General features: G+C 59.6%; 12 protein-coding genes. 8 read left to right on the forward strand and 4 right to left on the reverse strand.

What is annotated here, in order from left to right; all coding sequences use genetic code 11:
- Nucleotides 1–520: 520 nt before the first annotated feature.
- From PFEN_RS18975 to PFEN_RS31075, 3 genes are read left to right on the forward strand one after another with little or no spacing between them, the layout of a single operon-like run.
- Nucleotides 521–1,546, forward strand: coding sequence for a dienelactone hydrolase family protein (locus tag PFEN_RS18975; RefSeq protein WP_191488344.1), 1,026 nt, complete (start codon nucleotides 521–523; stop codon nucleotides 1,544–1,546).
- A 19-nt stretch (nucleotides 1,547–1,565) separates the two neighbouring features.
- Nucleotides 1,566–2,204, forward strand: coding sequence for a hypothetical protein (locus PFEN_RS18980; RefSeq protein ID WP_191488345.1), 639 nt, complete (start codon nucleotides 1,566–1,568; stop codon nucleotides 2,202–2,204).
- Entirely contained in the window at nucleotides 2,189–2,314 is a 126-nt protein-coding gene (locus tag PFEN_RS31075; protein ID WP_263596617.1) for a hypothetical protein, read from the forward strand. The genes PFEN_RS18980 and PFEN_RS31075 overlap by 16 nt, the downstream gene beginning before the upstream one ends.
- A 74-nt stretch (nucleotides 2,315–2,388) precedes the next feature.
- Here the strand turns inward: PFEN_RS31075 and PFEN_RS18985 are convergent, their stop codons facing one another.
- Nucleotides 2,389–3,279 carry a universal stress protein gene (locus PFEN_RS18985; RefSeq protein ID WP_191488346.1) on the reverse strand — a complete coding sequence of 297 codons (891 nt, stop codon included), beginning with the start codon at nucleotides 3,277–3,279 and terminating at the stop codon, nucleotides 2,389–2,391.
- Nucleotides 3,280–3,878: 599 nt separating this feature from the next.
- On the opposite strand from PFEN_RS18985, the gene PFEN_RS18990 reads away from it, so the two are divergent.
- From PFEN_RS18990 to PFEN_RS19010, 5 genes are all read left to right on the forward strand, one after another.
- Nucleotides 3,879–5,555: a bifunctional sulfate adenylyltransferase/adenylylsulfate kinase gene (locus PFEN_RS18990; protein WP_191488347.1), complete on the forward strand. Its 1,677-nt coding sequence runs from the start codon at nucleotides 3,879–3,881 to the stop codon at nucleotides 5,553–5,555.
- A gap of 73 nt (nucleotides 5,556–5,628) precedes the next feature.
- Complete coding sequence (locus PFEN_RS18995) at nucleotides 5,629–6,684, forward strand: sulfotransferase family protein (protein WP_224771010.1); 1,056 nt, start codon at nucleotides 5,629–5,631, stop codon at nucleotides 6,682–6,684.
- Nucleotides 6,685–6,782: 98 nt separating this feature from the next.
- Nucleotides 6,783–7,163, forward strand: coding sequence for a RidA family protein (locus tag PFEN_RS19000; RefSeq protein WP_191488348.1), 381 nt, complete (start codon nucleotides 6,783–6,785; stop codon nucleotides 7,161–7,163).
- Between the two features lie 122 nt (nucleotides 7,164–7,285).
- On the forward strand, nucleotides 7,286–9,286 hold the full coding sequence (locus PFEN_RS19005) for a peptidase U32 family protein (protein WP_191488349.1): 2,001 nt from the start codon (nucleotides 7,286–7,288) through the stop codon (nucleotides 9,284–9,286).
- A gap of 30 nt (nucleotides 9,287–9,316) precedes the next feature.
- Nucleotides 9,317–9,712, forward strand: a complete 396-nt coding sequence (locus tag PFEN_RS19010; RefSeq protein WP_191488350.1) for a DUF4280 domain-containing protein — start codon at nucleotides 9,317–9,319, stop codon at nucleotides 9,710–9,712.
- On the opposite strand, the gene PFEN_RS19015 is transcribed toward PFEN_RS19010, so the two are convergent.
- From PFEN_RS19015 to tssH, 3 genes are read right to left on the reverse strand one after another with little or no spacing between them, the layout of a single operon-like run.
- A complete protein-coding gene (locus tag PFEN_RS19015) occupies nucleotides 9,713–10,258 on the reverse strand; it encodes a toxin-antitoxin system YwqK family antitoxin (RefSeq protein WP_191488351.1) in 546 nt (181 codons plus the stop codon).
- 9 nt (nucleotides 10,259–10,267) lie between these two features.
- Nucleotides 10,268–12,274 carry a type VI secretion system tip protein VgrG gene (gene tssI / locus PFEN_RS19020; RefSeq protein ID WP_191488352.1) on the reverse strand — a complete coding sequence of 669 codons (2,007 nt, stop codon included), beginning with the start codon at nucleotides 12,272–12,274 and terminating at the stop codon, nucleotides 10,268–10,270.
- A 35-nt stretch (nucleotides 12,275–12,309) separates the two neighbouring features.
- Nucleotides 12,310–14,856, reverse strand: a complete 2,547-nt coding sequence (gene tssH / locus PFEN_RS19025) for a type VI secretion system ATPase TssH (protein WP_191488353.1) — start codon at nucleotides 14,854–14,856, stop codon at nucleotides 12,310–12,312.
- Nucleotide 14,857: the final 1 nt, after the last annotated feature.

Raw genomic sequence — 14,857 nt, forward strand, 5'->3', positions numbered from 1 at the left:
AACATAACAACTTGTGCGACTAGCGAAACTTATAAGTCCGTTATCCGAAAGTACCCACCAGTACACTTAATCAATTTAGTATAGCCTAGAAAAAAACTCTCACCCCAAGAAACCTTCCACCTTTGGATAAATTTGAAATATAAAGCCAGCGTTTATATTGATTATTTCATCTGCTTAAGGGTACGCTGCAAAAGCAGCCAAACCTCCCACATAGCACACCGAGCACCTGCCAAAAAACTGAATGTGGCGCTGATGCCCAGGGGCAAAGACGCTTTGAGCGTTTCGCCTGCCGCAGATCTGGATGGCACTGACGCACGCCTCTACGCCAGGTATCAGTACCGGTACCGTTCTAGTCAACACTTCACTGCCTTTTTCTCGACCGACTTTGACTTTGCGGGCTGAAGCCTGTTCTTCAAGGCACCTTGACCTGCATTATTCGCAATAATGGCAATATGCCGCTTGACCACAGTACTTCCACTTGAAAGAATGGGCAGAACGACAATGTTGCGGTGAGTAACTTATGCCTGCACGATTTAAACAAATAATAGCCATCTTGTGTTGTGTCATTTTACAAGGGCCAAATCCTGCCTACGCCGCGAATGAGGAGCTTGATGCTAGCAAGATGCCTGCGGCCTCCATGAATGAACGCGTGCTCAATATTCCCGGTGATAACGAGCGCCCTGTTGTCTTGCAATTGACGGTACTGACCCCCAATGGTCCTGGCCCGTTTCCCTTGGTAGTGATGAATCACGGTTCCGACGGCCAAAAAAAGCCGAGGGATAATCCCCGCTACCACCTCACTTTTTCCGCCTATTATTTTCTGTCGCGCGGTTATGCCGTGGCGCTGCCCATGATGCGTGGCTTTGCCGGGTCGGGCGGGCAACTAGAGCACCATGGTTGCGACTTTATATCGACCGCTATCAACAATGCCAAAGACATCCGTGCAGTCATCCAGTATATGACGGCACAACCTTACATCGATGGTCAACGTATTGTTGTTGCAGGCCAAAGTTTTGGTGGTTTCAACACATTAGCACTCGGCACGCTCAATGTCCCCAACGTCAAAGGTTTAATTAACTTTGCAGGCGGGCTCAAAGAATCTGATTGTGCCAGCTCAGAACAGAGCATGGCCGTTGCCGCCGCCTACGACGGAGCACATACCAGCATTCCGTCAATCTGGTTTTATGGCAGCAATGACAAAGTGTTCTCTGAGTCGACCTGGCGCACTGCATATGCGGAGTATACCGCCGCAGGTGGTGCGGCCAAGTTAGTGGCGTATGGTGACTTCATGGAAGACTCGCATAATCTATTGGGTTTTCCGGAGGGGCTGGCGATTTGGGGGGCAAAAGTAGACACCTTCTTGACCCAATTGGGGCTGCCTAGCCAACTGGTCCACCCCGAGTACCTGCCCATACCCGCGCCGCCGCCGACTCGGTATGCCGCCATCGAGGATGTGGACGCCGTGCCGCTTATGAATGACCAAGAGCGACAGCAATACCGAGCGTTCTTAACCCAACCCATGCCGCGTGTTTTTTTTTATCGGTGAAAACGGTGGTGTCGCTTCTATGCACGGGGGGTTCGATCCGCTCGGAGCCGGGTTTCGCGCCTGTAAAAATAAAGGCACTAAGTGCTACCCCTATGCGGTGGATAACGAGGTGGTATGGGTGAAGCCATTATCGACACCAGCTCCGCCACCGACGCATTTCGCGGCACTCGATGACACGAATGCTGTGCCGTATATCAACGCTCAGAGCCGGCAAACTTATCAGCAGTTTTTAACAAAACGGCTTCCTCGCGCCTTTTTGATTGCAGGCGATGGCACCATGGTTTCAACACAAGGTGGTTTTGATCCGCTTGGCAGGGGATTAGCCGAATGTAAAAAAGCCGGGCGAAATTGCCGGCCCTACGCCGTGGACAATGAGGTGGTATGGGTTAAACCCGCACCAACTCCTCCGCCCACGCATTTTGCGGCACTAGAGGATGTGACGGCCATTCCCTACCTCAACACGGTGGCCCGAGAGGGCTATCGAAAGTTTCTGGCACTTAAAAAACCGCGCGCTTTTACCATCGCCCCCGATGGCGCGTGGTATGCCTCGGCCGGCGGTAACGAACCACTGCAAGCTACTTTGGATGAATGTGCAAAAGTCCATCGAGGCTGTCGACCTTATGCGGTCGACGATGAAGTCGTATGGTCGAAAAAATAGTCGACGCGAGCACCCGCTCGCGCAACCTGTACCCAACTGCCCTGCCAGAAATACGCCAGGTTGTCCGCGCTCTTGATCAAGGCGAGGATCTGCAACTGATCCTGCTGTGACAATTCGCGCAACCAGTATCGCGCCGTGGCGCCAGCTCGCTCAGGCTGTCTGGAACTCCGTAGAAACCATCCCCCTAAACCGCCAGAATGCTGCAAGGCACCTGGTAGAGGATGTGTTCGGTCGTGCTGCCCAGAAGCTTATCCAGGCCGTGAGACTGGACTCGGCCCATCACGATCACATCCACATGATGCTCATTGGCGAACTCGCTCAACACCGAAACAGGGTGTCCCTGAATGAAATGCCGACGGTCAGAGGGCACACCATATCGACCCGCCAGCCTGAGGAATGATTTCTTCAAATCTTCGCGCAACTGCCTGGTAAGCTCCGACAGTGTCAGACCGCCGCCGCCCATGTCTCCAAGATAGGCGGCTGAAATATCGCAGGCATACAGCAAGTGCAACTCGGCCTCGCACTGCAAGGCGAGATCTGAAGCCTGCTTGATGATCCGCTCATTGAGCTCATTGTCCTGTGGCTTGCTGTTCGAAGCGTCCACCGCTGCCACGACCTTGCGCGGCAAGGCATGGCCACCGCCAGCAATCAGATAGACCGGTACCGGACAGTGGCGCAGCAAGCGCCAATCCAGCGGGGTGAAGAACGCACGCTTAAGTGCTGACTCATGCTGCACTTGCTTGATCAACAGATCGGGCTGCATTTCCGCGACGTGATCGAGAATGTCTTGCTGCATGTCATCGGCCCAACTCACCTCCGCCGTCACCTCGATCCCCCTGTCACGGAGATTTTCCGCCTGCTCCTTCAGCCATTCGCGATGATCTTGCAAATGCCCGGCTCGAGCCTTTTCCCGATCGCCTTCCGCGAGCAGCGACAACATGTCCAGCGATTTAACCAAAGCGGCAATATGCAAGCTCGCACCGCTGGCCTTGGCCAGAGCCGCGGCATGGCTGATGGCCTGAGAGTGGCGCAGGGACGGGTTGATGATCAATAACAACCGCTGATACTGGCTCATGATCTGGCTCCGGGCAGAAGGGGCGGCAACGCTTGCCGCTACCCAGCGACAACCTTGAGGGCCTCGCTGGCGCGGGCAATAGCGCTTTGCGTCCAGAGTCCTCCGTTGATAGCGCCTAGGCGTTGATTTATATCAAGTGCCCGCGCAAGGCAGGCGAAGTGCCGAGCCGGCTCAAACACCTCGAATTCGACGCGCGGGAAATCGGCCCGTACACCGTTGGCAGCCAGGTCAAATCCACAGAGAAACCGGTTTTTTGATAACTAAATTAATAAAAATCAATTCCGTATTGTTCTATGCGCTTCCATTGACAGCCCTTCGAGATCAGCCCTAATCTGACTGGCATAAGGCCATCTATTATCGATATAAGGGACACGTGGATGAGCACGGACGCTGAAATACCCGAGCCTCTCCCTCCCAGCAGTGTTGTTCTGAAACCAGCTGATACCTAATGCACTCTCGCCTGCGGCGGGTGTTTGTATTTCACTATGTCGTGTCCGAAGGAAAGCGGCAAAGTGCTCCCAAATGAGTTATAGATACACCGTGGTTTGCGCTGCGCGCTGGAACGGACCAATTCGGACGGGCAAAGGGAGACACGGATCATGGAGCACTACGAAGAGAAGCATAGAATCTCCTCCCTTCCTTTCTGGGTGCTATCGGCGAGACAGCTCTGTGATCTGGAGTTGATCGTCAACGAAGCCTTTGCCCCGCTGACCGGCTTTCTGGGCCTGGGAGATTATCTCAGCGTCGTTCACCACATGAGATTGAGCTCCGGCGCGCTGTGGCCAATGCCCATTACCCTGGATATCCCGCAGACATTGGCTGAGCAGCTGGTGCTGGGAGGCGAGTTGGCTCTACGTGATCCGGAAGGCCTTACCCTGGCCGTGCTGTCGATCGACTCCATTTACCAACCGGACCACCACATCGAGGCGCTGCAGGTTTTTGGCACCCTGGATAAGAGCCATCCTGGCGTGGCGGCGTTGTTTCGTCAGCATGCTTTCAATGTCGGTGGCGTCATCAGGAAAGTTGACCCGGTTACGCACTATGACTTTGCTGATCTGCGGTTATCGCCCCTTCAAGTCAAACGCGAAATTGCACGTCGTGGCTGGGACGCAGTCGTCGCTTTTCAAACCCGTAACCCGATGCATTGTGCCCATATCGAATTGACACGGCGCGCCATGCAACAGGCCAATGCGGCGTTGTTGTTACAGCCGGTAGTGGGACTGACCAGACCGGACGACATCGAATACTACACCCGGGTCAGGTGTTACAGGCACGCCTTGAAATCTTACCCCGCCGATACCGTCCTGCTGTCATTACTGCCGCTGGCCATGCGCATGGGCGGCCCCCGCGAAGCGGTTTGGCATGCACTGATTCGCAAGAATTTTGGAGCGACGCATTTTATCATCGGGCGCGATCATGCCGGCCCTGGCAGCGATCAGCACGGCAACGCATTTTATCCCCCCTACGCCGCCCAGGAATTGGCATTGGCCTATGAGCAGGAAATTGGCCTGCAGGTGCTTGCCTTTGAGGAAATGTCATATCTCAAGGAAGAGCGGCGTTATGTTCCTGCCTCGCAAGTGCCACCTGGCGCTGCCGTGTTGAGCTTGTCGGAAACAGCCGTTATAGAAAAACTGGCCAGCGGTGTCGAGATTCCCGATTGGTTCAGTACGCCCGATATCGTCGCGGAACTGCGTCAGTCATACCGCCCGAAACAGCAACAAGGTTTTGTGCTGTTCTTTACCGGACTGTCTGGCGCCGGCAAGTCCACGATCGCCAATGGCATTGCCGTGCGACTGCGCGAAGATGGCAGACGAACCGTCAGCCTGCTGGATGGCGATGTTGTCCGGCATAACCTCTCCAAGGGGCTCGGTTTCTCCAAGGAGGATCGTGAGGCCAACGTCGAGCGCATTGGTTTTGTCGCGATCGAGATCGCACGAGCCGGTGGTGTCGCGATATGCGCGTGTATTTCCCCCTATGCGAGCACGCGTCAGGTCGTTCGAGAGTTGGCCATGACGCACAAGACGGCCTTTTTCGAGATCCACATCGCGGCGGATCTGGCCGTTTGCGAGAAGCGTGACCGAAAGGGTTTGTATGCCAAGGCGCGGGCCGGGAAGCTGCCTGGGATGACCGGGATCGACGCGCCCTACGAACCACCGCTCTGTCCCGACTTACGCATTGATACTGCCTGTTTGAGTGCGAGCCAGGCAGTAGAACTGATCATTTCCACCTTGGTCGAACTCGGCTATCTCCCCTCCTCCATGCTGCATGTGCCCTGAACCGCAATAGCTGTATGCAAGTTTGATGACCTTCCAAATATATTGAGCTCGCTGCTCTCCAAAGGAGAACGATGTGAACGTCACTGACAAACCGGCGTCCAATGGCAACGCACGTCCGCGGCCCGTATTGATGATCCCCTTGCGCCGATGCGGCAGTCACGCACTGCGGCTACGTCTCAATCTGAACCCACAGTTCTATTCGCCCTATCCACTGCACCTCGCTGACTTCATGCCGATTGTCCCGCTGTACGGTGATCTTGCCGATGACAATGCCTATTTTCGCATGGTGGTCGATATTGTCGGTCTGCAGGCGGCAAGTATCGTCAAATGGCCGGGTAGCGCCTTCGATCCGGTCGATATTTTTGAGCGCGTCCGCCACGAGCCGCGAAGCGTGCATCGAATTGCCTGGGAACTGTTGTTATGTGCCGGTGAGCAGCATCAAGCGCGAGTGGTGATGGACAAGTCTCTCGACGATGTGCACTACGCCCATGAGCTCATGCAACTTTTCCCACGGATGCTGCTGCTCAACGTTGTACGCGATCCGCGCGCCCAGGTCGCCTCGATGAATCGCGCGATCATTCATGACTTTGATACATTGATCAACGCACAAACATGGGTGGCCGCGCATCGAGCGGCGCAATCCTTGATCGAGCAATATCCTGAACGCGTACTGACCATACGCTATGAAGACTTTCTTCTTAATGAAGAAGCGACCCTCAGGCAGATCTGCCATTTTTTCGAAATTGAATTCCTCGATAAAATGCTCGATATCTCCGAGTCACAGGAGGCTCGGCAGATTTCAAAAATGTCGGCGCTTTGGTCATCCAACTGCTTTGCGCCGATTACCACCAACATTGATAAATTCAAAGGACAGCTGAAAACCCAGGAGATCGAAATTATCGAGACCCTGGCCAAGGAATTCATGTCGCGCTATGGATATGAGCCCATGACGGAGGCCAATTTCGCCTTTGACACGCATATGTCGGTGGCCGCCACCGAACGTTCAGGCGACGCCAGGAAGCTTGCCTGGCAAGACTTGGAACAGGAGAACTTCCAAGACTATATCTTGCGTCAATTCCGCGCGGACTACCTGGCGACGGTGCGCAGCCGACTCGAACGCAGCCGATAAGCCCGGCCCCTGCGCCCGACGGCTGGAGGGGATGGATAGCGGACAGGTCGAGCAAGTCGGCATACTCTCCGCTATTCCACCTCAATCCAGAGATCCCCATGGCCAACCACGACCTCACGTTCCTCCCCGACCCCGATTCGGAATCCATCTCCTCCGATGTCGCCGGTTTCGGCGGCCTGCTGGTTTCCACCCAGATCCCCACTCGTGCCGACGGCAGCCTCGAACTGGGCGACATCGCCTTGCAGAGCGAATGCACCCTGCAGGCGCTCAAGGTCGCCCTGGAGCGCGCCGGCAGTTCCATGGAGCGGGTCCTGCACCTGACCATCTACCTCACCGACATGGCTGACCGACCTGCTTTCAATGAGGTCTACAAGCGCTTCTTCGCCAAGCCCTGGCCGGTGCGCGCCGCGGTTGGCGTAGCCGCCCTGGCGGTCGAAGGCATGCGCGTGGAAGTCACCGCGATGGCGGCCAAGGGCTGAGACCGCGGCTTTATCCGGCGGTCCCGCCCGCTGAAGGGGCACCTCCGGGCAGTACACGGGTGCCGGTCAAGCGTTTCGCCGCTACAATGCACGCCTTGACCGTGAAGCCTGACTAAAAAAACATGTCCCTACCCAAGCATCACCTGGAATTGCTCAGCCCCGCCCGTGACGTCGCCATTGCCCGCGAGGCCATTCTGCATGGCGCCGATGCCGTGTACATCGGTGGCCCGAGCTTCGGCGCCCGCCACAACGCCAGCAACGAGGTGAGCGATATCGCCGAGTTGGTGACGTTCGCCCGGCGCTATCACGCCCGGGTGTTCACCACCCTCAATACGATCCTGCACGACAACGAGCTGGAGCCGGCCCGCAAGCTGATCCACCAACTCTACGATGCCGGCGTCGACGCGCTGATCGTCCAGGACCTGGGTGTGATGGAGTTGGATATCCCGCCGATCGAGCTGCACGCCAGTACCCAGACCGACATCCGGACGCTGGCGCGGGCGAAGTTTCTCGATCAGGCCGGGTTCTCCCAACTGGTACTGGCCCGCGAGCTGAACCTGCAAGAGATCCGCGCCATCGCCGACGAGACCGATGCGGCGATCGAATTCTTTATCCATGGGGCGTTGTGCGTGGCGTTCTCCGGCCAATGCAACATTTCCCATGCGCAAAACGGCCGCAGCGCCAACCGTGGCGATTGCTCCCAGGCCTGCCGCCTGCCCTACACCCTGAAAGACGACCAGGGCCGCGTGGTTGCCTTTGAAAAGCACTTGCTGTCGATGAAGGACAACAACCAGAGCGCCAATATTCGCGCCCTGGTCGAGGCCGGCGTGCGTTCGTTCAAGATCGAAGGGCGCTACAAGGATATGGGCTATGTGAAGAACATCACCGCCTACTATCGCCAGCGCCTGGACGCTGTCCTCGAAGACCGCCCGGACCTGGCCCGGGCTTCCAGCGGCCGCACCGCGCACTTCTTCCTGCCTGATCCGGAAAAAACCTTCCATCGCGGCAGCACCGACTATTTTGTCAGCGACCGCAAGATCGACATTGGCGCCTTTGACACGCCAACCTTCACCGGCTTGCCGGTAGGCGTGGTGGAGAAAGTCGGCAAGCGCGACCTGCAGGTGGTGACACATGATCCGCTGTCCAATGGCGACGGCCTCAATGTGCAGGTCAAGCGCGAGGTGGTTGGCTTCCGCGCCAATATCGCCGAGCCCAAGGGCGAGTTCGAAGAAGACGGCGAGAAGCGCTACCGCTATCGCGTCGAGCCCAACGAAATGCCCGCCGGGCTGCACGGCCTGCGGCCGAACCATCCACTGAACCGTAACCTGGACCACAACTGGCAGCAGGCCCTGCTCAAAACTTCCGCCGAGCGCCGGGTCGGCCTTTCCTGGATCGCTCGCCTGCGCGAGGAACGCCTGGAACTGACCGCTACCAGCGAGGAAGGCGTCAGCGCCAGCGTGGCCCTGGACGGACCGTTCGGCCTTGCCAACAAACCGGAACAGGCCCTGGAGCAACTGCAGGACCTGCTCGGCCAACTGGGAACTACCCAGTACCATGCCACCAGTGTCAAGCTGGATGCGCCACAGGCGTACTTTATTCCCAACTCGCAGCTCAAAACCTTGCGCCGCGAAGTCATCGAAGCGCTGACCGCGGCGCGCATCGCCGCGCACCCACGCGGCGGCCGCAAGGCCGAAACCACTCCGCCACCGGTGTACCCGGAGTCGCACCTGTCGTTCCTGGCCAATGTCTACAACCAGAAGGCCCGCGACTTCTATCACCGTCACGGCGTCAAGCTGATCGACGCAGCCTTCGAGGCGCACGAGGAAACTGGCGAAGTACCGGTGATGATCACCAAGCACTGCCTGCGTTTTTCCTTCAACCTCTGCCCCAAGCAGGCCAAGGGGGTCACTGGCGTGCGTACCAAGGTCGCACCGATGCAACTGATACAGGGTGACGAGGTGCTGACCCTGAAGTTCGATTGCAAGCCTTGCGAGATGCACGTGATCGGCAAGATCAAGGGCCATATCCTCGACCTGCCGCAACCGGGCAGCGGCGTGCAGCAAGTCGTCGGCCATATCAGCCCTGAAGACCTGCTCAAGACGATTCATCGGGCACCGCACTGAGTGATGACTGCCTGACACAAGGGGGGTTACATGGGCTGTCCGCAAGTCTGTTCCGGCGCCACCTTGCAATGCAGTTTCGGTCTGGCGCCCGGTGTGCTCAACGTGCTGCCACAGAACCGCACCCTGGTGTCCGGCGTGCCGGCAGCCAATCTGCTCGACCATATTCCTCTGGTCAACATCATGCCGTTCGGCATGTGCCAGAGCCTGGCCAATCCCACGGTGGCGGCCGCCACGGCGGCGGCACTCGGGGTGCTGGTGCCGATGCCCTGTATTCCCGTGACCGCCACGCCCTGGATACCGGGTGGCGCACCGACCATGCTGCTGGGGCCGATGCCGGCGCTGGATGCCAACGGTACGTTGATGTGTAACTGGGCCGGGGTGATCAAGATCCTTTTCCCAGGCCAGGTGCAGATGCTGATTCCCTGATCAGGCATCGGGCGGCTGTCGCCAGCTCAACCACCAGGCCTTCCAACGCGCCATGGGTTTTCCCGACGCTTCCAGTGGCCGGCCGTCCGCGGCATAGGATTGTGCGCCCTCCAGTGCCCGGCCCTTGTCATATTCAATCCGCGCCGCCAGTTGGCCGTTGCCATGAAAACGCTGGTAAAGCCCCTGCAATTGCCCTTGTCGATAGTGTTCGCGAGAGGCCAGGGTGCCGTCTTCGAAGTAACTGAGCACCTGCCCATGCAATAACCCCGCGCGGTACTGCGCCTCGCGGATCAAAGCGCCTTGCGGGCTGTGGAACACCGCCTGGCCGTCGAGTTTGTCCTTGCGGAAATTCAGCCGCGCCGAGGGTTGGCCGTTGGGGTGATAAATCAGCATCGGTCCCTCCAGCGTGCCCTGGCGATAGCTGAGCAGCGCTTGTGGCCGGCCGCTCTCCGTGACCCGGGCCGGACCTTCCAACTGGCCGCCGATCAGCGTGGCGTTGAGCTGGCTGTCGCCGCTGACGACTTCGACCTTGGCTGGTTTGTCCATATGCCCTCCTCAGTTGACCTTGACCAGGCCGCCCTTGATAGTCAGCATCGCCCCGCCGTCCACGGTCTGCTCGGCGCCGCCCTTGTTCATCAGGCTGACTCCGGCGTCGTTGGTCAGCGTGGTACCGGCCTTGTTTTCCAGGGAAGTCCCGGCTTTGTTGTTCAACGATGTCCCGGCCTGGTTGCTCAGCGCCATCCCGGCCTGGGCACTGAGATTGGCATCGCTTTTCGCATTGAAGTCGCCGCCGCTTTGCAGGGTCAGGGTGCCGGTCACCTTGATCGTCAGGTTGCCGTCCACCGTCAGTTGGTAGTTACCCGTGACCTTGTGGCTGTAGTTGCCGCCGGTGGTGTGGGTCTGGTCGCCGCCAACCTTGAGCGTGCGATCGCCCTTGACGTCGAGGGTGTCGCTACCGGTCTGCAGGGTCACCGTGCGCTTGCCCTTTTCCAGAGTGACGGTTTCATCGCCCTCCTTGACCGTGCGCGTGCGGGCGTTCTGTACCGTGAGGGTTTCGTCGTGGCCGACGATGGCGCTAGTGTCGTTGAGCACATTGATCTTGAGGTCCTTCTGCGCCTGGAGAAAGACTTCCTCGCCATCCTTCTTGTCCTCGAAACGCAGTTCGTTGAAACCCTCGCCGCCCTTGGAGGACTGGGTCTTGATCCCGGACTGGGTCTGGTTCGCCGGCAGCGCATAGGGCAAGGTGTTTTCGCCATTGTAGATACAGGCAGTGACCAGCGGACGGTCTGGATCGCCGTCGATAAAGGTCACCACCACTTCCTGGCCGATACGCGGAATGAACTGCATGCCGAAACCCTTGCCGGTCCAGCCCTGGGCGACGCGGACCCAGCACGAACTGTTCTCGTTCTTTTCACCCTCGCGGTCCCAGGTGAACTGGATCTTTATCCGCCCGTACTCGTCGGTCCAGATGTCCTCGCCCGCCTTGCCCACCACCCTGGCGGTCTGGGTATGCATGGTCGGCTTCGGGGTCAGGCGCAAGGGCCGGTAGTTGACACTCTTGGGAATCGCCTCGAAGCGATTGCGATAGTGTTCGTGGCTGGCATCATGGCTGACCGACGTCAGCAGCCATTCAATGTTCGCGGCCGGGTCATCGTGCCCGGTCAGGGTGAAGGTATAGCCGGGCTGCAACCAGCGGCAGTCACTTTCACCGATCAGGCGCAGCGCCTGGGTACGCAAGGCGTCCATGCGCTGTTTGCCCAGGGCATCGCCCCGCGCCTTGGCGGTGTAGCCACCGGGGTGTTCATAGACCGACAACGGCCCTGCCTCGGCTTCGGCCCGGCCGTACAGCGAAGTGGTAGGCGTGACAAACTGGTAGTCGGTGGCGCTATAGACACCGGACACCGCCTGCTGGCTGAGTTGCGCCGAGCGTATGCCCTGCAATTCCCGACGGCCGATCTGCTGGCCGAGGTAGGCGATGCTGGCGCCGTTCGGGCAGGCGACAAAGGCGCCATTGCTATCGGCCAGGATCAGGGTATGACGCCCTTCGGCGTGGCTGAAAAACCAGAAGATGCCCTCCTCCTCCAGCAGCCGGCAGACAAAGGCGAAATCGCTCTCACCGTATTGGATGCAGTATTCGCGCGGCTCATAGCTGCCGGAGAGCTTCAAATCGTAGTCGCTGAAACCATGGGCCTTGAAAATGCTGGTGACGATGTCACTGGTGGACAGGTTCTGGAATACCCGATTGTTGCTGGCCAGGGTCAGCCACCAGAGCCAGGGGCGCAATTGCAGACCATAGCGTTCGGCGGTGGCATCGGCCGGCAACTGGCGAATCTGCGCGCAGAGCCCGTCCAGGGGGCGCTTCTGGGCGTCGTTATGCAGGGTCAGGGTCACATGGGAGGCCACGGCGCTGGCGATGGACAACGCCTCGACACAGTAGCCGGTGACGGTGAACTCGCCCAGATGATTCAGCGCTTCTTCACCGCTCAGGGATTCGGGGAACAACGGCGCCATGACCGCACCGCTCAACGACAGCGTGGTGTTGGTATCAGTGGGACGGGGCATGGTTTTCCTTGACGATCATCTTTGACTACCTGTGTTCATTCCAGCACCCATTGCGCCAACTGCCCCGCGACCTGCTCCATCAGCACATGCTCCACGTCCCGCGCGCCCGCCGTGCTGCAACGGGCCAGGACGGCCTTGACGATACCGTCGTCGTAGTCGAAACGCTTGCCGGTGGCCGCCAGGTAACGGGCGCGCAGTTTCTCCAGCTTGGCCAGGACGATCCCTTCCAGGGTCGCATCGTCGAGAGCACGGTAAGGTACCACGGTCATGCGCGCCAGAAAGGCCGGGCGAAATGCCTGCAACAGCACGTTGCGCAACTGCTGATTGAAGGCTTCGGATGTTGGTTGTTCGGCGACGCTGTCGAGGATCAGTTCAGCGCCCACATTGCTGGTGGCCAGCATCACGGTGTTCTTGAAGTCGACCACCAGGCCGCTGCCGTCTTCCATCAGGCCTTTATCGAAGACGTTGTAGAAGGCTTCGAGCACATCCGGGTGGGCCTTCTCGATTTCATCCAGCAAGACCACGCTGTAGGGTTTGCGCCGCACCGCCTCGGTCAGCACGCCGCCACTGCCATAACCGACATAACCCGGCGGTGCGCCCTTGAGCTGGCTGACCGTATGGGCTTCCTGGTATTCGGAGAGGTTGATGCTGATCAGATTGCGCTCGCCACCGTACAGCGCGTCGGCCAGGGCATAGGCGGTTTCGGTCTTGCCGACGCCCGTGGGGCCCAGCAGCAGGAACACCCCGACCGGTTTTTGCGGGTCGGTGAGCCCGGCGCGATAGGCCTGCAGCCGCTGGGCGATCGCGCCCAACGCCGGCCCCTGCCCCATCACCCGCTGGCCGAGGCGTTCGGCCAGGGTCCGCAACGCATAGGCTTCGTCGGCAAGCACCTTGCCTTGGGGAATACCGGTCCAACCGGCAATGACCGAGGCGACGACTTTCGAATCGACTTGCTCGGGGACCAACGGATCGTCCTCGCGAATGGCATTCAGGCCGCTTTCCAGACGCACCAGCTCACTGGCCAGTTGTTCGAGACGGTTATCCAGCTCTTCGTCATCGCGGCTCGGATCGACGCTTTCGTTGAGCATGAGCAGCTCGCGGCGGGCTCGGAGCAACTCGGTCACCGCTTCGCGCTCCTTGTGCCAGCGGCTTTCCAACTCGACGATGGCTTGGCCGTCCTCATGCTCCCGCAGTTCAAGCGGGCGGATGCGCAGGTCATGATCATGGCCGATGGCTTGTTCGCGGCGCAGGCGTTGCAGTTCATCGAGCGTCGCCGCCTGGCGATGGCGCAGGCTTTCCAGGGCCGGAGGTACGTCATGCTGGGCCAGTGCCACCCGGGCACAGGCGGTGTCGAGCACGCTGATGGCCTTGTCCGGCAGCTGCCGCCCGGAGATATAGCGCTGGCTGAGCTTCACCGCGTCCTGGATCGCCACGTCCAGGACCTCGACGCCATGGTGCTGCTCCAGCTTGCTGGCCACCGCGCGCAACATCCGCACGGCGGTCTGCTCGTCCGGTTCCTCGACCTGGACCAGCTGGAAGCGTCGCGCCAATGCCGGGTCTTTCTCGAAGTATTTCTTGTACTCAAGCCAGGTGGTGGCGGCCAGGGTGCGCAGTTCGCCCCGGGCCAACGCCGGTTTGAGCAGGTTGGCCGCGTCATTCTGTCCTTCGGCGGCACCGGCACCGATCAGCGTATGGGCCTCGTCGATAAACAGGATGACCTTGCCGGCGGCATTACGGACGCCTTCGATCACGCCCTTGAGTCGCTGTTCGAATTCGCCCTTGATCTCCGCCCCGGCTTGCAGCAGCCCCAGGTCGAGTACCCGCAGGCTGACGTCCTGCAAGGGCGGCGGCACGTCACCGAGGGCAATGCGCAGCGCCAGGCCCTCGACCACCGCGGTCTTGCCGACGCCAGGGGCGCCCACCAGGATCGGGTTGTTCTGTCGTCGACGCAGGAGGATATCGACACACTGGCGAATCTCCGCATCGCGCCCGATGATCGGATCGATGCGCCCCTGGCGGGCGTCTTCCGTCAGATCCTGGGTGTATTGCTCGAGCAACGAGGTGTCGATGCCGCCGGCGCGCGCTGGGGTTTTTCCGGGGCGCGCCGGCAGGCCGGTTTCGCAGGAGTGCTCGGTCAAGCTGGCGAACTGGCTGCGCAGTTGGTCCCGGGCAATGCCGAGCAATGAGGGGATGCTGCCTTGCAACAGCGCCCGGTACTCGTCGCGGTCGAGCAGCGCCAGCAACAGCAGCCCGGAGCGCACCCCGGTGGCGCCGAGCACGCTGGCCTGGACCACCGCGTCCTCGATCAAGGCCAGCAATTGCCGGGACAGTGTCGGTGTGCGGGTGTTGCCGGTCTGGAACAGCTCCAGGGCGAGGTTGATTTCGTTCGCCAGACGGTCGCGCTCCAACCCCAGGGCTGGCAGCAGGCAGGCCAGGTCGCCACCTTCGATCTCCAGCAGCTCCAACAGCAGGTGTTCGACTTCGACAAAGTGCTGGTTGCGCTGCCAACTGCGCTGGGCGGCCCGTTCCATGGCATCGCGGCACTGGTGATTCAGGCGCGAGATCAGTACGGCGATTTCCATC

Origin of the sequence: Pseudomonas sp. FEN (assembly GCF_904067045.1) — a bacterium.
Classification (GTDB): Bacteria; Pseudomonadota; Gammaproteobacteria; order Pseudomonadales; family Pseudomonadaceae; genus Aquipseudomonas.